Origin of the sequence: Rhodoferax sp. (genome assembly GCF_030646845.1) — a bacterium.
Classification (GTDB): Bacteria; Pseudomonadota; Gammaproteobacteria; order Burkholderiales; family Burkholderiaceae_C; genus Rhodoferax.
In genome coordinates, this window is the sequence record NZ_JAUSLE010000086.1 from 55,587 (window position 1) to 75,640 (window position 20,054).

General features: G+C 62.9%; 17 protein-coding genes. 8 read left to right on the top strand and 9 right to left on the bottom strand.

Annotated elements, in window-relative coordinates:
• Window positions 1-9 precede the first annotated feature (9 nt).
• On the bottom strand, window positions 10-771 hold the full coding sequence (modA, locus tag Q7T10_RS20335; protein ID WP_304751657.1) for a molybdate ABC transporter substrate-binding protein: 762 nt from the start codon (window positions 769-771) through the stop codon (window positions 10-12).
• Between the two features lie 23 nt (window positions 772-794).
• The gene (locus Q7T10_RS20340; RefSeq protein WP_304751658.1) at window positions 795-1,946 is read right to left on the bottom strand and encodes a helix-turn-helix domain-containing protein; all 1,152 of its coding nucleotides are present in this window, start codon (window positions 1,944-1,946) and stop codon (window positions 795-797) included.
• 215 nt (window positions 1,947-2,161) lie between these two features.
• On the opposite strand from Q7T10_RS20340, the gene Q7T10_RS20345 reads away from it, so the two are divergent.
• The 6 genes from Q7T10_RS20345 (at window position 2,162) to Q7T10_RS20370 (ending at window position 8,136) form a co-directional block, all read left to right on the top strand.
• The gene (locus Q7T10_RS20345) at window positions 2,162-2,638 is read left to right on the top strand and encodes a 4Fe-4S dicluster domain-containing protein (protein ID WP_304751659.1); all 477 of its coding nucleotides are present in this window, start codon (window positions 2,162-2,164) and stop codon (window positions 2,636-2,638) included.
• 11 nt (window positions 2,639-2,649) lie between these two features.
• A complete protein-coding gene (locus Q7T10_RS20350; protein WP_304751661.1) occupies window positions 2,650-4,497 on the top strand; it encodes an aldehyde ferredoxin oxidoreductase family protein in 1,848 nt (615 codons plus the stop codon).
• Window positions 4,498-4,562: 65 nt separating this feature from the next.
• On the top strand, window positions 4,563-5,855 hold the full coding sequence (locus Q7T10_RS20355) for an NAD(P)/FAD-dependent oxidoreductase (protein WP_304751662.1): 1,293 nt from the start codon (window positions 4,563-4,565) through the stop codon (window positions 5,853-5,855).
• Window positions 5,856-5,867: 12 nt separating this feature from the next.
• Window positions 5,868-6,122: a MoaD/ThiS family protein gene (locus tag Q7T10_RS20360; RefSeq protein WP_304751664.1), complete on the top strand. Its 255-nt coding sequence runs from the start codon at window positions 5,868-5,870 to the stop codon at window positions 6,120-6,122.
• 13 nt (window positions 6,123-6,135) lie between these two features.
• The gene (locus tag Q7T10_RS20365) at window positions 6,136-6,435 is read left to right on the top strand and encodes a hypothetical protein (protein ID WP_304751666.1); all 300 of its coding nucleotides are present in this window, start codon (window positions 6,136-6,138) and stop codon (window positions 6,433-6,435) included.
• A 78-nt stretch (window positions 6,436-6,513) separates the two neighbouring features.
• A complete protein-coding gene (locus Q7T10_RS20370; protein ID WP_304751667.1) occupies window positions 6,514-8,136 on the top strand; it encodes a long-chain-fatty-acid--CoA ligase in 1,623 nt (540 codons plus the stop codon).
• A 30-nt stretch (window positions 8,137-8,166) separates the two neighbouring features.
• Here the strand turns inward: Q7T10_RS20370 and Q7T10_RS20375 are convergent, their stop codons facing one another.
• The 7 genes from Q7T10_RS20375 to Q7T10_RS20405 all read right to left on the bottom strand — a co-directional run bounded on the left by Q7T10_RS20375 (window position 8,167) and on the right by Q7T10_RS20405 (window position 16,441).
• Window positions 8,167-9,945, bottom strand: a complete 1,779-nt coding sequence (locus Q7T10_RS20375; protein ID WP_304751669.1) for a glycoside hydrolase family 15 protein — start codon at window positions 9,943-9,945, stop codon at window positions 8,167-8,169.
• Complete coding sequence (gene otsB / locus Q7T10_RS20380) at window positions 9,942-10,688, bottom strand: trehalose-phosphatase (protein WP_304751670.1); 747 nt, start codon at window positions 10,686-10,688, stop codon at window positions 9,942-9,944. Before otsB ends, Q7T10_RS20375 begins: the two co-directional genes overlap by 4 nt.
• A 2-nt stretch (window positions 10,689-10,690) precedes the next feature.
• Window positions 10,691-12,922 (bottom strand): trehalose-6-phosphate synthase, encoded by a 2,232-nt coding sequence (locus Q7T10_RS20385; protein WP_304751672.1) that lies wholly within the window; start codon window positions 12,920-12,922, stop codon window positions 10,691-10,693.
• A 270-nt stretch (window positions 12,923-13,192) separates the two neighbouring features.
• Entirely contained in the window at window positions 13,193-13,576 is a 384-nt protein-coding gene (crcB, locus tag Q7T10_RS20390; RefSeq protein WP_304751674.1) for a fluoride efflux transporter CrcB, read from the bottom strand.
• Window positions 13,577-13,607: 31 nt separating this feature from the next.
• A complete protein-coding gene (locus Q7T10_RS20395) occupies window positions 13,608-14,903 on the bottom strand; it encodes a TRAP transporter large permease (protein ID WP_304751675.1) in 1,296 nt (431 codons plus the stop codon).
• A 15-nt stretch (window positions 14,904-14,918) separates the two neighbouring features.
• On the bottom strand, window positions 14,919-15,443 hold the full coding sequence (locus tag Q7T10_RS20400; RefSeq protein WP_304751676.1) for a TRAP transporter small permease: 525 nt from the start codon (window positions 15,441-15,443) through the stop codon (window positions 14,919-14,921).
• Between the two features lie 14 nt (window positions 15,444-15,457).
• Window positions 15,458-16,441, bottom strand: coding sequence for a TRAP transporter substrate-binding protein (locus tag Q7T10_RS20405; protein WP_304751678.1), 984 nt, complete (start codon window positions 16,439-16,441; stop codon window positions 15,458-15,460).
• 166 nt (window positions 16,442-16,607) lie between these two features.
• On the opposite strand from Q7T10_RS20405, the gene Q7T10_RS20410 reads away from it, so the two are divergent.
• Complete coding sequence (locus Q7T10_RS20410) at window positions 16,608-17,159, top strand: winged helix DNA-binding protein (protein ID WP_304751680.1); 552 nt, start codon at window positions 16,608-16,610, stop codon at window positions 17,157-17,159.
• A 45-nt stretch (window positions 17,160-17,204) separates the two neighbouring features.
• Window positions 17,205-20,054 (top strand): hydantoinase/oxoprolinase family protein (locus Q7T10_RS20415; protein ID WP_304751681.1); only part of this gene is annotated, 2,850 nt, incomplete at its 3' end.

The following is a 20,054-nucleotide window of genomic DNA, read 5'->3' on the forward strand; positions in this document are numbered from 1 at the left end:
AGCAGGCACTTATTCAGTTTCATAGCCGAAGGAGCGTATCACTGTCCTGGTCTTCTCTGTCTTCAAAAATGCCAGCAGGGCGCTGGCAGCGGGGTTGCTGTTGCCTCGCACGAGCATTACCGCGTCCTGGCGCAGTGGGCTGTACAGATGGGCGGGCACGATCCAGCCCGAGCCTTTGGTGATCCTGCCGTTTTCATAAACTTGAGAGAGGGCCACAAAGCCCAGCTCGGCATTGCCGCTGGCGACAAAACTGTAGGTCTGGCCAATGCTTTCACCTTGCACCAGGCGCGCCTGCAGCCGATCCATGAGCCTGAGTTGGGTCAGGGCTTGAATGGCCGCTGCGCCATAGGGTGCCAGCTTCGGCGCGGCCAGCGCCAGGTGTTTGAAGTTTCCGCTTTTCAGCACCTCGCCCTGGGCGTCGACGGTGCCGGACTGGGCACACCACAGGACCAGCTTGCCGGTGGCGTAGGTGAAGCGCGTGCCCGCCACGGCGTCGCCTTCCTTTTCCAGCCGGGCGGGTGTTTCGTCGTCGGCGGCCAGAAACACATCAAACGGCGCACCGCTTTTGATCTGGGCGTACAGCTTGCCCGTGGCCCCGGCGGACAGCACCATCTTGTGGCCCGTGTCTTTTTCAAAATCGGTAGCCAGCGCCTTCAGGGGCGAGGCGAAGTTGGCGGCCACGGCCACTCGCACCACAGACTGTGCTTCTGCAGGCTGCGCCGCGCTCCACAGTGCCAGGAGGATCAAGCAGGCCTGGACGCGTCGGCCCATTAAACAGGTCACGTGTTGGCCCCTCAATCCTTCGATGCGCTGTGGTTGTGGCTGCCCAGCTTGCGGTAGACGGTGGCACGGCTGATGCCCAATGCGCGGGCAGCCTGGGCCACATTGCCACGCGCCTGGTCGACGGCTTTGCGGATCAGGGCGGTTTCAATGTCCTTCAGTGGCAAGCCGTCGCTGGCCTGTGAGCGACGTTCGGCGCGCAGGGGGATGTCTTCGCGTGAGCGTTCGATGGGCAGGGCTTGCAGCCGAAGGCCGGTCCACAGCGGAATTTCAAGCGTGGCGTCCGGGCGGCGCACGGCGTCAAACAACATCTGATACGGAACCCCGAACACGTCGCTCACATGTACCTTTTGCCGGCCAGGCATGGCCAGGTTGGGCACCATCTGGCGCGCAATCTGGTTGGCGCCTGTGATCCAGCCGTCTGCATCGAGACAGACAATGCCGTCGGCTTCGCTGCCCAGGGCATTGCCCGGCCAGTTGAGGCGCACCATCAGGCTGTGCGCCTGCGCCAGGACCAGTGCGTTTTCAATCTTGCAGGCCGACTGGGTGACCAGGTGCTTGAGTTCAGGGCGCTCCACGGCATCAATGCCGGTCAGGTCCAGCATGCCCACGCAGGCGCCGTCCGGGCCAAACAGGGGTGCACCGGCACAGCTGTACATGGAGGTGCTGGCAAAAAAGTGTTCACCCCGGTGCAGCCAGACCGGCTGCAACTCGGTGAGCGCCGCGCCAATGGCCGTGGTGCCCACGCTGCGTTCTGACAGGTCGGCGCCAATGCGGGTGATGAGGCTGGCGCGCCGGTCTGAGTGGTCAATGGCGCCGCTGACATCCACCACCACGCCCTCGGTGTTGGTCAAAATGGCAAAGTAGCGCGTGTTCACGATGGCGCGTCCGAGCTTCTCCAGAATGGGTTTCGCCGTCTGCACCAGGCGCTGGTTGGCATCCTGGGTGTGACGCATCTGCTGGGCCGACACGAGGTCAAACGCGACCGGCTGGTGGGCCTGCAACCCGAGGTTCATGCAGCGCTGCCAGGAGCGTTCAATCCAGGGCTCAATCCAGCCGGCGGACGGTGCCGTGTGGTCCTGCATGACGGCACGGCGGGCGCGCTCAATGCCTGCCAGGCGCAGCGAGGAGCTGGCCATGGGGGAGGGGGTCAGGGTGTGTGTCATGGTGTGCGTGCCGCCGTTTTCACGATCAGCGTCATTCTCGTACACAAGCGGGAATTTTGCGCACTGTTTCAATTTGAGAATTTCGCGCTGCTGCTCCTGTCAAACTCGGGTTTTCCCTAGGTTGCTGGCTCCCGGGAGCTTCAACAATACCTATGTATTTCATTTCATAGGCAAGGCATTGCATATCTGCAGGCCGCTACCCACAGGAGACACACATGCAAAAGGTGTTGCACATCAACGCAGACAAGTGCACCGGTTGTCTGCAGTGCGAAATGGCCTGTTCTTTCGAGAACTACGGCACCTTCGCCACCGCCAAATCCCGCATCAAGGTATTTGACTTCCACCATACCGGCAAGAAAGTGCCTTACACCTGCACCCAGTGCGACGAAGCCTGGTGCCTGCATGCCTGCCCGGTGGAGGCCATTACCGTGGACAAGCTCACCGGCGCCAAAGTGGTGAATGAGTCCACCTGTGTCGGCTGCAAGGTCTGCACCATTGCCTGCCCGTTTGGCACCATCAATTACGTGCAGGAGACCGGCAAGGTACAGAAGTGTGACCTGTGCGGTGGCGAGCCGGCTTGTGCCGAGGCTTGTCCCACCGGCGCCATCACTTTCATCGACGCCAACTGGACCGGCCTGGGCAAGATGGCGCAGTGGGCGGACAAACTCGGTAACCAGCCCTCAGCGGCTTAAGGAGACTCATCATGTCATGGGCAGGAAAAATTCTTCGCGTTGATTTGACCGCTGGTACCGTCAAGTCCGAACCGCTCAACATGGATTGGGCGCATGCTTACCTGGGCTCGCGCGGCCTGGGCTCCAAGTACCTGGTGGAAGAGGTCGATGCCAAGGTCGACGCGCTGTCGCCGGCGAACAAGATCATCTGGTCAACTGGCCCGCTGACCGGCACCATGGCGTCCACTGGTGGGCGTTATACCGTCATCACCAAGAGCCCGCTGACCGGCACCATCGCCTGCTCCAATTCCGGCGGCTACTGGGGTGCCGAGTTCAAGATGGCCGGCTGGGACATGGTGATTTTTGAAGGCAAGAGTCCCAAGCCGGTCTATCTCTACATCAACGATGATCTGGTTGAATTGCGTGACGCCGCCCACCTGTGGGGCAAGAGCGTCTGGCAGACCGAAGAAATGCTCAAGAAGAGCCTGCAGGACCCGCTGACCCGCGTGTCAAGCATCGGCAAAGCGGGCGAGAACGGCGTGCTGTATGCCAGCGTCGTGAACGACCTGCACCGCGCCGCCGGCCGCTCCGGTGTGGGCACCGTCATGGGCAGCAAGAACCTCAAGGCGATTGCGGTACGCGGCACCAAGGGCGTGGGCAACATCCACAACCCCAAAGCCTTCATGAAGGCGATTGCCGAGAAGAAGAAAATCCTGGCCGACAACGCCGTCACCGGCCAGGGCCTGCCCGCCTATGGCACGCAGGTGCTGATGAACGTCATCAACGAGATGGGGGCGCTGCCCACCCGCAATCACCGCGACAACGCGTTTGAGAGCGCCAAGGACATCTCGGCCGAAGCCATGGCCACGCCGCGCAAGACCGATGGCAAAAAGCAGCTGGTGACCAACCAGGCCTGCTTTGGCTGCACCATCGCCTGCGGGCGCATCAGCAAGATGGACGAGAGCCATTTCACGGTCGCCAACAAGCCGCAATACTGGGGCGCCTCTGGTGGTCTGGAATACGAAGCGGCCTGGGCGCTGGGTGCGGCCAACGGCGTGAAAGACCTGGAAGCCCTGCAGTACGCCACCATGCTGTGCAACGAAGAGGGCATCGACCCCATCAGCTTTGGCGCCACCGTGGGCGCAGTGATGGAAATGTATGAAATGGGTGTGTTGACCAAAGAGCAGATTGGCATCGAAGCGCCGTTTGGCTCGGCCCAGGCGCTGGCGTTTCTGACCGAAGAAACCATTTACAGCCGTGGCTTTGGCAAGGAAATTGGTCAGGGCTCCAAGCGCCTGACCGCCAAGTACGGCCAGCCTGACCTCAGCATGACCAGCAAGGGCCAGGAGTTTCCCGCCTACGACGGCCGCGCCATCCAGGGCATTGGCCTGGCCTACGCCACCTCCAACCGGGGCGGCTGCCATTTGCGTGGCTATACCATCGCGTCTGAAGTGCTGGGCATTCCGGTCAAGACCGATCCGCTGGAGCATGAAGGCAAGCCGGAACTGGTCAAGGCCTTCCAGGATGCGACGGCCGCCTTCGACTCGTCCGGCCTGTGCGTGTTCACCACCTTTGCCTGGGGCCTGGCGGACCTGGCACCGCAAATCTCGGCGGCTTGTGGCGACCAGTACACCACCGAAGAGCTGGAAAAGATCGGTGAGCGCATCTGGAACATGGAGCGCGAATTCAACAACCGCGCCGGCTTCACCGCCAAGGACGACAGCTTGCCCAAACGCCTGCTCACTGAAGCCTGCAAGACCGGACCGTCCAAAGGCAAGGTCAACATGCTGGCCGAGATGATGCCCAAGTACTACGCCGTGCGCGGCTGGGACGCAGAAGGCCGACCCACCGCCGCGACCCGGGCGCGTCTGGAGTTGTAATCATCTGCAGGCTGTAAAGAACGAGCGGCTCTGCGGAGCCGCTTTTCAATTTTTGGAGACCCGACATGCATCACGTCATCCTCGGTGCCGGCCCCGCCGGCGTTATTGCTGCTGAAACCATTCGCAAACACGCACCGCTTGATGCCATCACCATCGTGGGTGATGAGCGCGAGCCGCCGTACTCGCGCATGGCCATTCCCTACCTGCTGATGGGCAACGTGGATGAGCGCGGCACTTACCTGCGCAAGAGCCCGTCACACTTTGCAGACTTGAAGGTAAATGTGCTTCAAGCCTTCGTCAAACATGTCGATGTAGCTACAAAAACAATAGCGCTCGACAAGGGCAACTCAATCGCATTTGACACGCTGCTGATCGCCACCGGCTCCCGTCCCGTGCGGCCGCCGATTCCGGGCATTGATACGGCTGGGGTTCATTCCTGCTGGACGCTGGACGATGCCAGAGCCATCATGGCGCTGGCCACCAAAGGTGCCCGCGTGCTGCAGCTGGGCGCCGGCTTCATCGGCTGCATCATCATGGAGGCGCTGGCGGCGCGTGGCGTGCATTTGAGCGTGGTCGAGATGGGCGACCGCATGGTGCCGCGCATGATGGGCCCCACCGCCGGCGGCATGATTCGCGACTGGTGTGAAGCCAAAGGCGTGGAAGTGTTTACCGGCACCCGGGTGGAGGCCATCGAGGCGGGCGCGCCATTGAACGTGCGTCTGAGCAATGGCAAACACCTCGCGGCCGATCTGGTGATCAGCGCGGCCGGCGTCAAGCCCGCCATCGGCTTTCTGGAAAACTCGGGCATCACCTGTTTGCTGGGCGTGCTGACCGACGAGCACCTGCAGACCAACGTGCCCGGCATCTACGCGGCGGGCGACTGTTGTGAGGCCTTTGACAAGGTGAGCGGCAAAACCATCGTCAGTGCCATCCAGCCCAACGCCGCCGAGCAGGCGCGCGTGGCGGCCATGAATATGGTGGCGTTTGCGCGGGGCGGGACGCCCGCCGCCGAGCTCAAAGGCGTCACGCAAATCAACGTGCTCGACACGCTCGGACTGATTTCTGCCAGTTTTGGCGACTGGCAGGGCCGCCCCGGTGGCGAGCATGTGGAGCTGACCGACAAGGCGGCCGGGCGTCACCTCAGTCTGCAGTTTCAGGACGATGTGATGGTGGGGTGCAATTCCGTCGGCTGGACCGAACATGTGGGCGTAATGCGCGGGCTGGTGGAAGGCCAGGTCAAGCTGGGCGCCTGGAAAGAGACCCTCAAGAACGACCCCACCAAGCTCATGGAAGCCTACCTCGCCACTGCCCAGGCCCAGAGCGACTGGACCGGTGCGCAGGACGCGCGTCGGCGCTAGGATTCGGTGACGATGAAAATCACCTTCAAGCTGTTTGCCTCGCTCACAGACTATTTGCCGGTGCAGGCCCGCTACAGCAATGTGCTGGAGCTCGACATCGCGCCCGATGCCACCATCAGCCAGATCATCGAGCCCTTTGGCCTGCCGCCCAAGCTGGTGCATCTGGTGCTGATCAACGGCAAATACATCGAGCCGGAGAAGCGTCTGACCCAGACCTTGGTGGAGGGTGATGTGCTGGCGATCTGGCCGCCGATCGCCGGTGGCTGAGGCGGGCGGCTGAATGCAGTCGTTTTACGCCGAGCGGTTCGAGCGCGAGATGGGCTGCACCGAAGCCGAATGGCTGGGCTGGCTGCCCAACGCCATTGGCGATCACCACTGGAAGCTGCAGGCCCATTCCGCCGGGGTGCGCATCGGTGACGGCGCCTTGGGGTTGACGTGGCACGTGGGCGAGCCGCGTGTGATCGCCCTCATGCGCATACCCCGTTTGCTGGTGCGCTTCCGGTTTGCCGGGCTGGATGACGCGCAGCGCTACGCCTTTATGAAACGGTTTGATCTGTATATGCAGCGCGGAGGCGGCTGACCCGCACGTGCTTTACCCAGCCTGGAGTCAGCCGTAAACTGCGCCCCCACAACAATACCCAACCCGGAGATTTTCCCAATGCTGCAACCCGGCCTCATGATGGACCGCCCCCTTCTGATTTCTGATGTGATCGAACACGCCGCCGCCCAGTTCGGCGACGTGCAGGTCGTTTCGCGCGAGACGCATGGCCCGCTCTTTCGCTACAGCTACGCCCAGTGCGCAGCGCGCGCACGCAAGCTGGCCAATGCGCTCAAACACATGGGGCTGACTGCTGGCAGTGCGGTGGGCTCCATCGCCTGGAACAACCATCGCCACCTGGAGGCCTACTACGCCGTCTCGGGCAGCGGCATGGTCATACACACCTGCAACCCGCGGCTGCATCCGCAGCAACTGATTTACATCATCAACCACGCCGAAGACAGCGTGATGCTGTTCGACAGCACCTTTGCGCCCCTGGTCAAGGGCATCGCCCAGCACTGCCCCAAGGTCAAAGCCTGGGTCTGCCTGAGCGACGCGGCGAACATGCCCACGGTGGAGGGCGTGGCCAACGTGCTCTGCTATGAGGACCTGATTGCGCCGCACAGCGAGCAGTTTGACTGGCCCCAGTTTGACGAACGCACCGGCGCCGCCCTGTGCTACACGTCAGGCACCACCGGCAACCCCAAGGGAGCCCTGTATTCGCATCGGGCCATCGTGCTCAATGCCATGGCCGGCTGCATGCCTGGTGTGGTGTCGCTGTCACCCAAAGACACGGTGCTGCCGGTCGTGCCCATGTTTCACATCAACGCTTGGTGCATTCCCTACGCCGCACCGATTGCCGGCGCTAAGCTGGTGTTGCCCGGCCCGCGGCTGGACGGCGCCAGCCTGTATGAGCTGATGGAGACAGAGAGGGTGACCGTCAGCGCCGGCGTGCCCACCATCTGGCTGGCGCTGATGCAGCATGTGGAGCAGCACGGCTTGCGCTTCTCGACCATGCGGCGCACCGCCGTGGGTGGCTCCGCCATGCCGGCGGCGTTGATTGCCCGGTTTGCCGACGAGTACGACGTGGAGGTGCGCCATGGCTGGGGCATGACTGAGACGACGGCAGTGGCCACCATGAGCAGCCTGGCGCCCAAGCACATGGAATTGTCCGCCGCCGAGCGGCATGCGGTCATCGCGAAGCAGGGCAAGTCGGTCTTCGGCGTCGAGATCAAGGTGGTGGATGACAACGGTGCCACCTTGCCGCGCGACGGCGTGTCGCAAGGCGAGTTGCTGGTGCGCGGGCAATGGATCGTGACCGGCTACTACAAGGGCGAGACCTCGCCGCTGGTGGATGGCTGGTTCCCCACGGGCGACATTGCCACCATCGACGCCCAGGGCGTCATGCAGATCAGGGACCGGGCCAAGGACGTGATCAAGACCGGTGGCGAATGGATCAGCTCGATTGACCTGGAAAGCGCCGCCATCGCGCACCCGGCGGTCGCCATGGCGGCGGTCATCGGCGTCAAGCACCCCAAGTGGGACGAACGCCCCTTGATGTTCATTGTGCGCAAGCCGGGGCAGGCGCTGGAGCGGGAAGAAATCCTGGCATTCCTGACCGAGCGCGTTGCCAAGTGGTGGGTGCCGGACGACGTCATTTTTCTGGACGCCTTGCCGGTGGGCGGTACCGGCAAGGTGCAGAAGGGCGATCTGCGCAAACAGTATGGGGGCGTGTTCAGCTAAGCCATCGTCGTGAAGACCTCCGGCTGATTGTCAGAACGCCTGGTCCCAGCGAATCGATAGGCGGATCGCGGCGTTGATCAGCCCGACCATGCTGTAGGTCTGTACGAAGTTGCCCCACTGTTCGCCGTTCTTCAGTTCAATGTGTTCTGCCAGCAGGCCGTGGCGATTGCGGCAAGCCAGCAGTTTTTCGAACAGGGCACGCGCCTCCTCGCGCCGGTCCAGTGTGGCCAGGGCGTTGACATACCAGAAGGTGCACACGAGAAAGGCGTTTTCCGGTTCGCCGAAATCGTCGGTTTCAACGTAGCGGAAGACAAAATCACCGCGGCGCAAATCGTTCTCCACCGCGCTCACGGTGGCGGCAAAGCGCGGGTCGCCCGCATCCAGAAAGCCAAGCTCGACCAGCAGCAGCAGACTCGCGTCCATCGACGCCCCCTCGAAGGTGGAGACGAAGGCACCGCGCTCTTTGTTCCAGGCGCGCTGGCTGATGGTTTCGTGGATCTGGCGCGCTTCCTCCTGCCAGTAGCTGGCGCGCTCGGCCAGGCCCAGTTGAAGGGCAATGCGGGCCAGGCGATCACAGGCCACCCAGCACATCACGGCCGAGAAGGTATGCACCCGTGCGCTGCCGCGCAGCTCCCACAGACCCGCATCCGGCTGGTCGTGGCAACGCCTGGCCTGTTCGCCGAGCGACTCCAGGCGACGGAACAAGGCCTCGTCGCCGCGCCGGGTCAGGCGCTGGTCGAAAAAGATGTGACTGGCGGACAGGATGGCCGAGCCGTAGACGTCGTGCTGGATCTGGCGATACGCCAGATTGCCAATGCGCACCGGTCCCATGCCACGATAACCCGCCAGCGCCGGGATCTCGCGCTCAATCAGTTCCGTGCGGCCATCGATGCCGAAGACCGGTTGCAGCGGGCCGCCGGCCGCATTCGCTGCGATGTTGACGATGTAGGCCAGGTAGCGTTCCATGGTGCGGGTCGCGCCGAGCCGGTTCAGCGCGTTGACGACGAAGTAGCCGTCGCGCAGCCAGCAGTAGCGGTAGTCCCAGTTGCGGCTGCTGCCCGCAGCCTCGGGGATCGAGGTGGTCATGGCGGCGATGATGGCGCCCGTGTCATCGTAGGCATTGAGCTTGAGCGTGATGGCGGCCCGGATCACCGCGGTCTGCCATTCAAAGGGGATGGCGAGATTGCGCACCCACTCACGCCAGTACTGTGCCGTTTCCTCCAGGAAGCGCCGGCCGACTTCACCGGTCGCTTCGTGCACGGTTTCGTCCGCCCCCAGCAGCAGCGTGATCGTGTCCTCCAGAAAGAAGGGGGTCTCCTGCATGATCGCGGTGAGCGAGGCATCGGTGGTGAGACGCAGGGCGAGCGCCGGCGCGACATAGCGGATATGGTTGCTGCCCCAGGTCATCTCGGGACGGGATGCGCCGTTGTCACAGGCCGGTCGCAGGCGCAGGGTCAGACGCGGACTGCCACCCAGGCGGCGGATGCGCCGGGCCAGCATCATGGGTCGAAACGTGCGGCCGTGTTGACCGAAGCGCGGGCAGAAGTCTGTCACTTCGACGGCGCCGCCCTGACGGTCGTACAGACGCGTCACCAGAATCGCCGTGTTCTCGAGATAGTGCTGCTCGGTGCGTTCACAGTCCGCGAGCTCGACGGAAAAAAACCCGTAGTCGTCGGTATCCTTGAGCAATGCGCAGAACACCGGGTCGCCATCGAAGCGGGGGAAGCAAGCCCACGTGATATTGGCCCGCGCATCAACCAGCGCGCCAATAGTGCAATTGCCGATCAGGGCCAAGTCAAGATTTTTCATTCCACGCCTTTCAGGGCAATGCCCAGCCAGTGTCTTACCGCCGCGACGTCGGGCAGGCGAAAGCGCGCGCAACTGGCGCCTTTGCCCACCTTGATCGAAATGCCATCCAGCCTGTTCACCTCGGCGAAGCCATGCTCGTCGTTGAGGTCGTCGCCGATGAACACCGCACGCCGCCCCCGAAAGGGCAGTTCCGCCAGGTATTCGGCCACCGCTGTGCCTTTGTCGATGCCGGCCGGCTTGATCTCCACCACCCGTTTGCCGCGCTGGAGTTCCAGCCCCTGGCCCTCCTGGTTGGCGAAACGGCCCATGATCTGGTGCACGTAGCTGGCCAACTCGGGTGCCTGTCGGTAGTGCAGCGCCAGTGTCAGCCCCTTGTCTTCCAGCAACAGGCCCGGATGGCGAGCCAGCACCGGTGCCAGTGCCTCCTTGATCGCGCTCTTGGTGGCCGGTGGCGCGGCGTGAATCCACAGGCGCCCGGTGCTGTCGCGCCGCTCCAGCCCATGCAGACCGGCCAGCGGCAACTGGGACAGTCCGACGCGGCTCTGCAGATCGGAGATCATGCGCCCGCTGACCAATGCCACGGCACCGCCGCTGGCCCGGTGCAGGCTCGCAATCAGCTCCAGCAGCGTCGTGTCGACCACAACCGCCTGCGGCGTGTCGGCGATGTTGATCAGGGTGCCGTCGACGTCAAGAAAATAGGCCCAACTCAGACTGGGAGCCGGCGGCGGGGAGGAACGCGGCATCTTCATACGGTTGGAATCTCAGGCTTGTCCGCCAGCCAGCTGCGCCGGCGCTTGGCGGCGGCATCGAGCAGCATGCGGCCCGCCCAGCGGAAGACGTTGTACTCAGCCACCAGGCCGCGCATCAGGCGCATGCGGTCGCGCTGCTCGGTTGCCGACATGGTCAGCGCCAGATGCAGGGCGGCAGCGCACTGGTCGGCATCGTAGGGGTTGACGATCAGGGCCTCCGGCAATTCGCGGGCGGCACCGGTGAATTCGGAGAGGATGAGGACACCGCGCTCGTCGTCTCGGGCCGCGACGAATTCCTTGGCCACCAGGTTCATGCCGTCATGCAGGCTGCTGACAAAACAGAGATCGGCAGCGCGGAAATATTCGTAGACCTGGCTCGACTCGTGGTGCTCGATCTTGAGGATGATCGGCGGCGGACCGTGGCGACTGAAGCGGCCGTTGATGCGGGTCGCCATGGCCCGCACCTGCGACTCGTGGTGCTGGTACTCCTCGATGCCGGAGCGCGTCGGCGCGGCGATCTGGACAAAGGTGAAGCGGCCGACCCAGTCCGGATTCAATTCCAGCAAACGCTCAATGGCCCGAAAGCGCTCCAGAATGCCCTTGGTGTAGTCCAGCCGGTCAACGCCAATGCCGAACTTGTGTTCGGGCGGGAGATCGTTCATCTGGCGGATGCTGCTGCGACACTCGGGCACGCTCTTTTCCATCAGGCTCGCGTCCGGCGGCCAGGCGATGGAAATCGGGTAATGCCGCACCGCGGTCGGTTTGCCGCCAAAGGAGACGTTGAAAGATGCGCGGTCCACCCGCGCCTCAAGAAAACGGTCCACCGTGTCCACGAAATTGTTGCAGTGGAACTGGGTATGAAAACCCATGATGCTGCTGCCCAGCATCCCCGCCAGTATTTCTTCGCGCCAGGGACAGATGGCAAACGACTCGGGGTTGGGCCAGGGGATGTGCCAGAAGGTGATGATCGTGGCGTCGGGCAACTCGTCGCGGATCATCTTGGGCAGCAGGGCGAAGTGGTAGTCCTGCACCAGCACGATCGGATTCTTGGTCTTGGCCTCGCTTACCACCGCCTTGGCAAACTTGCGGTTCACCGCGACGTATTGGGCCCAGTCGCTGGAGCGGAAGATCGGCCGCACATGGGCAATGTGGCACAGGGGCCAGAGCCCCTCGTTGGCGAAACCATAGTAGTAGCCGGCTTCTTCCTCAGCCGTCAGCCAGACGCGGCGAATCTGGTAGGCGGGATTGTCGGGCGGGACTTTGACGCAATCATTTTTGTCAACCACCTCGCGGTCGGCCGAGCCGCTGCCGTGGGCGATCCAGGTGCCCGAGCACGCGCGCATGATCGGCTCCAGCGCCGTGACCAGGCCGCTGGCGGGTCGCTGCACCTCGATGCGCTCGCCACGGCGCTGGTGGATGTAGGGTTCGCGGTTGGCAACGACGATCACGTCCTCGCCCCGCAATTCGCCATGGAGGATGGTGCGCAGGGCCTCCGGCGTCCAGGTGATCTGGCTCTCGTCCCGGGCACGGGTCTCGGCTTCCAGTTCGTGGATCAGCCGCTGCAGGTCGCGGGCGATGGGCTTGAATCCGGGCAGGTCTGGGGGGGCGTCGAGCGCCGGCTGGCGCAGGAGCCCTTCGCCGCGCAGCAGGGAGCGCATGCCGGCCATCCAGCCCCGCCACGACAGCTGCGCAACGACGACGGTGATCAGGGAGACCACAGCCGCCAGGCCCAAAAAGGCGTAAAAGAGGTAGCGCTTGGTTTCTTCGCTGCGGCGGTTGACGAAGCTCATGTCATGCACCACGATCAGGCGCCCGGCCGGCGTCGCTTCGCTGACCATCGGCTTCACCGCGACGTGCAGGGGGCCCTGGGCGATTGGCAGCAAGTGGTCGCCTGGTCCTTCCCATTGGTCCAGATTGGCGCAACTGATCTGCGCCGGAAGCCAGCGGCTGGCCAATACCGTGCCTGCTGGTGCGGCACAGTAGCCGACGGCGTAGACCCGTTCGTCCTGGGTGAGGTGGTTGAAGAAGTCCTCGACCTTGGCTTTCTTGCCGGCCGCAAGCTGCTCCTGCAGAGGCTCCCGGATGGTGTTGGCGATCAGCTCTGCCCGGATTTCAAGATCGCGCACGAACCAGCGAAGCGTCAATTGGTCGACCAGCGGCGCGACTGCGTAGGCAATGCCCGCCAGAACCAGCAGCAGGGGCAAGACGAAGCGTAAAGACAGTCTCATGCAATTCCTTTTTCAGGCAGCCCGACCTCAAAGACGGTGCGTCGCGAATCCAAAAAAAGCAGGCAATACAAAAGTCACCTGAGATCTTCTCATCTTGCGGCTCCGTGCAAACGAGTCGATGCTTGTGCAGCATGTTAGTCCGAAAATCAGTCTTCCCCGGGGAGGACACGGACCCGTCCTCAAGTAGGAAGACACCTCATGGCTCGCGACAACGACGGGATTTTTTCGCCTTGCGAAAGCGTGGCACGATTCCCGTCTTTCTCCCGTCAACTAAGCCCGGACAGCTATGAAAAACATAGCGCTTTTGATCCCTGCCACCGTCAGCAACAGCGAGCCGAACAGATGCAGCGCAGCCGTGCCAAACGCCAGGGCATAGCGTTGTTGCCCCAGCATCCCGACCACCTCCGCCGAGAAGCTGGAAAAGGTGGTGAGTGCGCCCAGGAAACCCGTCACCAGGGCCAGGCGCCAGACCGGGTCCAGATGCGGCAGCGCCTGAAAGATGGCCACGCAAATGCCCACCAGGTAACCGCCGATGAGGTTGGCGGCGAGGGTGCCAAACGGGATGACGGCGCCGGGGTTGAGCCACAGACCCAGGCCCCAGCGGGCCAGTGCGCCCAGGCTGGCGCCGATACAAATTGCAAGGACTGAGATCATGAGGCCACCATCATAAGGGGGTGACTTTTGCCTACATCTTGCCGGGGAGCCAGGTGGCGATTTGCGGAAAGAACCACAGCGCCAGCACCATGCCAAACATCAAAATGAAAAACGGCAGGGTGACGCGGGCGATGTAGGTGATTTCCTTTTTCGTCATGCCCTGCAGCACAAACAGGTTGAAGCCTACCGGCGGCGTGATCTGCGCCATTTCGACCACAACCACGATGAAGATGCCAAACCAGATGAGGTCAATGTGGGCGGCCTGCACCGTGGGCAGGATCACGCCCATGGTCAGCACCACCATCGAGATGCCGTCCAGAAAGCAGCCCAGCACAACGTAGAAGACGGTCAGCACCAGCACCAGCAGGAAGGGGCTCAGGCCGAGTGAGGACACGTATTCGGCCAGATGGCGCGGCAGGCCGATGTAGCCCATGCTGAGCGTCAGGAACGAGGCCCCGGCCAGAATCAGCGCGATCATGCAGTACAGCCGCGTGGCGCCCATCAAGGCTTCCTTGAACGTGCCCCAGTTCAGGGAGCGCTGCAGGGCCGACAGCACAAACGAGCCGATCACGCCCACCGCAGCCGCTTCGGTGGCGGTGGCAAGGCCGGCATAAATGCTGCCCAGCACCGCGCCGATCAGGCCCACCACGGGGATCAGGTGGCGCGATTCGTAGAGTCGTTGGATGAACGTGAAGTGCTCGGTGGTCGGTGGGATCTTGCCCGGATTGAGCAGCGACCAGACGATGATGTAGCCGCTGAACAGCGACGCCAGCAGCAGGCCCGGCAGCACCCCCGCCACGAACAGTTGCGAGATCGACACCTCGGCAGTCACACCATAGACGATCATGATGATGGAGGGCGGAATCAAGAGGCCCAGCGTGCCGGCACCGGCGAGCGATCCGATGATCTGGTCTTGCGGGTAGCCCCTTTTTGTCAGCTCCGGCAGCGTCATCTTGCCGATGGTGGCGCAGGTGGCCGCGCTCGAGCCTGAGACGGCGGCAAAAATGGTGCAGCCAATCACGTTGGTGTGCAGCAGTCGCCCGGGCAACCAGTTGACCCACGGGGCCAGGCCTTTGAACATGCTCTCGCTCAGCTTGGTACGAAACAGAATCTCGCCCATCCAGATGAACAGGGGCAGGGCGGTCAGCGTCCAGCTTGACGATGAGCCCCAGATCGTGACCGCCATGGCGTCGCCGGCCGGTCGGCTGGAGAACAGCTCCATGGCAATCCAGGCCACGCCGGTGAGCGTGAGCCCAATCCACACGCCGCTGCCCAAGATCAGGAACAGCGAGGCAATCAGCAGCGCGGTAATGCCGAGTTCACTCATGAATTTTCTTGGTTTTTATTCGTTGTGCAGGGCATCGTCGCCGCCACCCGTGACGCGTTGCCCCAGCAGCTCCAGCACCAGCTCATCCACAAAAGCAACCAGCAGGACCAGGGTCCCCACCGCCATGCCGATTTGCGGAATCCACAGGGGCGTGGCGTCGTTGCCGGTGGAGATGTCGTTGAAATCCCAGGACTGGTAGGCCAGCCTGATGCTGTAAAAACAGAACAGACCCGCCAGCAGCACGGCGGCGCTCAGGCTCCACAGCTCAAGCGCCTTTTTTGCCTTGGGTGACGCCGCGTTGAGCAGCAGGGTGACCCGGATGTGTTCGTTCTTCTTGAGCGTATGGGCCAGCGCCAGAAAGCCGGCGGCGGCCATGCAGTAGCCGGCATACATGTCGGTGCCGCGAAAGTTCAGTGCGACATAGCGGTCCAGCATGCCCAGCACCACCATGAGCAGGGTGCCGACCATCATGAGTGCAGCGGTCCAGGCAGACCCGTCATACAGCCTGTCCAGACCGCTGCGAAGCGACGATGCACGCATCTATGCCTTGCTTGCTATTTGCGGAAGGCGCTGATCACGGTCTGGCCGTCCGCACCGGCTTTTTTCTCCCAGTCAGCCAGCATGATGGTGCCCACCTGCTTCAGGTCAGCGGCCAGCTTGGGTGCGGGCTGCAGAATCTTCATGCCTTTCTTGGTGAGCTCGGCCTTGTACCACTCGTTCTTTTCGGCGCTTGATTTCCAGCCGCGCGTTTCAGCCTCGGCTGCGGCTTTGGTCAATGCAGCCTGCGTGGCGGCGTCGAGCGCATTAAAGGCCTTGAGATTGACGATGACCGCGTTCTTGGGCAACCAGGCCTGGGTGTCGTACCAGTATTTCACCGACTCATAGATCTTGGTGTCGTAGCCGGTGGAACCTGAACTCATCATGCTGTCCACCACGCCGGTGGCAAACGCCTGGCTCACTTCGGCCGCCTGAATGGTGACGGGTTGGGCACCCATCAACTCTGCCATCTTGGCGGTGGCCGGGCTGTAGGCACGCCACTTCACGCCACGCATGTCGGCCACCGATGCAATTTCTTTCTTGACGTACAAGCCCTGCGGTGGCCAGGCCACGGCATACAGCAGTTTCATGCCCTGCGCGCCCAGTACCTTGTCCAGCACTGGCCTCTGTGCGGCGTAGAGTTTCTTGCTGTCCGCAAAACTGGAGGCCAGAAACGGAATGCCGTCGGCGCCAAAAACCGGGTTTTCGTTCTCGAAGTTCACCAGCAGGATTTCACCGATCTGCGCCTGCCCGCCCTGCACCGCACGTTTGATTTCGGGTGCCTTGAACAGGGACGCATTGGCGTGCACCGTGATCTTGAGTTTGCCACCGGTGGCGGTTTCCACGTCCTTGGCAAACTGGGTGATGTTTTCGGTGTGGAAGTTGCTGGCCGGGTAGGCGGCGGGCAGGTCCCATTTGATCTGGGCCGCGGCCGGGCCTGCGGTGAATGCCAGGGCGAGGGCGGCTGCAGGGGTGGTCAATGCGAACAGGCGACGTTTCATGAAAACTCCGGTTGATGTGGTTGGCAAAGTGGACGATTGAATGTAAGGCGGTTTCGTTGGCGGCTGATCAGTGTTTTCCCTAAACGTCAACAAATCGTTGATAAATTGTGATTGAACTGCCTACAATCCGCATCATGCAACAAAGATGCCAAGTCGGAGTCAGCTCATGAGCAAGAAGTCCCAGCCCCTGTTGGCCGCAGCGTCGCTGCCCGCAGAGGCGCCCCCGATCGTGTCGTCCGCGCACCTCGTGTCTCCCCGTAGCGCGGAGATGAGCGAGTTCGAGTTCGGCTTGATCGTGGCCGGCAATGCGTTTCACCGCTGGATAGCGCACTGTATGAGTGCAGCCGGCCTGAAGGACCTGACGCCGCTGGACGTGTTGGTGCTGCACCACGTGACGCACCGCGCCCGTGACAAGCGGCTGGCGGACATCTGCTTCATCATGAATGTGGAAGACACGCACCTGATCAACTACGCGCTGAAGAAATTGCAGAACCTGGGGGTGGTCGCGTCCCGCAAGAATGGCAAGGAAGTGACTTATGCCGCCACCGATGTCGGGCGCCAGTATGTGGAGCGGTACCGCGAGATTCGCGAGTCCTGTCTGATCAATGCCCTGAATGCCGACGACGCGCTGAACCGCGACATTGGCGAGCTGGCCCGTCTGTTGCGCCTGTTGTCCGGCATCTATGACCAGGCCGCGCGGTCAGCCGCCAGCCTCTAGGCCTGAAAAAAAACGTCCCTGACGATGCACCGATAGCGAGAGAACATGGAAATCAATGGCACCGAGCGCTGGCAGTTCTGGATCGACCGGGGTGGCACATTCACCGATGTGGTGGGCCGGCGCCCCAACGCGGACGGTTCCTTCACCCTGGTCACGCACAAGCTGCTGAGTGAGAACCCCGAGCACTACCGTGACGCCGCCGTGGCCGGCATCCGCCATCTGCTGGGGCTCAAAGCGGATGAGCCAGTGACGCCGGCGCAGGTGGCCTGCGTCAAGATGGGCACCACCGTGGCCACCAATGCCCTGCTGGAGCGCAAGGGCGAGCCAACCCTGCTGGTGACCACACAGGGTTTTCGTGATGCCTTGCGCATTGCCTACCAGAATCGTCCGCGTATCTTTGACCGCCACATCCAGTTGCCAGAGCTCTTGTACAGCGCCGTGGTGGAAGCCCATGAGCGCGTCGGGGCGCACGGTGACGTCATTCAGCCACTCGATGAGTTGCTATTAAAAGAGGAGCTACTCAGGCAATACCAGCGGGGGCTAAGGTCTGTTTCCATTGTATTTATGCACGGCTATCGCTATACCGCGCATGAACTGGCAGCCAAGCGCATTGCGGCCGGGGTGGGTTTCACGCAGATCAGCACGTCACATGAAACCAGCCCGATGATGAAGTTCGTCAGCCGGGGCGACACCACCGTGGTCGATGCCTATCTGTCGCCCATCTTGCGGCGCTATGTGGAGCAGGTGGCGGCAGAGATGCCGGGCGTGAAGCTGTTTTTCATGCAGTCAAGCGGCGGCTTGACCGATGCCCATGCCTTCCAGGGCAAGGACGCGATCTTGAGCGGCCCGGCGGGTGGCATTGTCGGCATGGCGCGCACCGCGGCGATGGCCGGCATCGACAAGGTCATCGGCTTTGACATGGGCGGCACGTCCACGGATGTGTCGCACTACGCCGGCGAGTTCGAGCGCGAGTTCGAAACCCAGGTGGCCGGCGTGCGCATGCGGGCCCCCATGATGAGCATCCACACGGTGGCAGCGGGTGGCGGCTCGATTCTGGCGTTTGACGGCTCGCGTTTTCGGGTCGGGCCGCAGAGCGCGGGGGCCAACCCCGGGCCGGCCAGTTACCGCCGTGGCGGCCCGCTGGCGGTGACCGATGCGAATGTGATGCTGGGCAAGATCCAGCCGCGCTATTTTCCCAAGGTCTTTGGTCCCGCTGCCAATGAGGCGTTGAGCCTGGAGGTGGTGCAGGCGAAGTTCGACGAGTTGGCGTGCCAGACCGGTCGCCTGGCTGAAAGTGTGGCGGAGGGTTTCATCGACATTGCCGTTCAGCAGATGGCCAACGCCATCAAGAAGATCTCGGTGGCGCGTGGCTACGACGTCACCCGCTACACCCTGCAATGCTTTGGCGGCGCCGGTGGGCAGCACGCCTGTCTGGTCGCCGATGCCCTGGGCATGACGCGCGTGTTTGTGCATCCGCTGGCCGGGGTGCTCAGCGCCTATGGCATGGGGCTGGCCGACCAGACCGTGATTCGCGAGCAGGCGGTGGAGGTCAGGCTCACGGCGGCCGCCATGGCCGGTATCGTCGCGCAGCTGGATGGGCTGGCCCGGGTGGCCGAAGATGAGTTGACGCGCCAGCAGGTCAGCGTGGGTGCCGTCACCACCCATCGGCGCGTGCATGTGCGCTACGAGGGCAGCGATGCCGCGCTGGTGGTGAAGTATCCGCAGACCAGCGCGTCCGCGCCTGATGCAATCGTTGCGCTCATTGAAGCGGGTTTTGAAGCGGCGTACCGGCAGCGCTTCTCGTTTTTGATGCAGGGCAAGGGCCTGGTGGTGGAAGCGGTGTCGGTGGAAGCGGTCGTGGCAGGCGACGCCCCGGCCGAGCCTCGCCACGCCTTGCATGCGCCGCGAGATTTGCAGATGAGCGGTGCGGTGCGGGAAACTGTTCGCATGTACTCGGGCGGCCAATGGGTCGACGCGGCACTGGTGGTGCGCGAGGACCTGCAACCGGGCGACATCATCCCCGGCCCGGCCATCATTGCCGAGAAGAACGCCACCACTGTGGTGGAGCCCGGCTGGGCCGCCGAGTTAACAGCATTTGACCACCTGGCCCTCGTCAGACGGGCGCCGCGCGCTATCAAATTCGCAGCGGGAACCACGGTGGACCCGGTGCTGCTGGAGGTGTTCAACAACCTGTTCATGAACATCGCCGAACAGATGGGCCTGCAGTTGCAGAACACGGCTTACTCGGTCAACATCAAGGAGCGGCTGGACTTCAGTTGTGCCTTGTTTGACGCTGCCGGCAACCTGATTGCCAATGCGCCCCACATGCCGGTGCACCTGGGCTCCATGGGCGAAAGCATCAAGACGGTGGTGCGCGAGAATGCCGCCACCATGCAGCCGGGCGATGTCTATGTGCTGAACGACCCCTACCCCGGCGGCACGCATCTGCCCGACATCACGGTCATCACGCCGGTGTATCTGGATCGCCGTGAGAAGGCGATGAGCGCCGCCGGGCCGCCCCAAGGCGCGAACGCCCCCTCGGGGGGCAGCGTGGTACGCGAAGCGACAAGCGTGGGGGCCATGTTCTATGTGGGCTCACGCGGCCACCACGCCGACGTGGGCGGCACCACGCCGGGGTCCATGCCACCGTTCTCGACCCGCCTCGAGGAGGAGGGCGTGCAGAGCAACAACGTCAAGCTGGTGGACCGCGGGGTCTTGCGCGAGGCCGAGATGATCGCGCTGCTACAGAGTGGGCAATACCCTTCACGCAACCCGCAGCAGAACATGGCCGATCTCAAGGCGCAGATTGCGGCCAACGAAAAAGGGGTGCAGGAACTGCGCAAAATGGTGGCCGAATTTGGCCTGGACACGGTGCAGGCTTACATGCGCCATGTG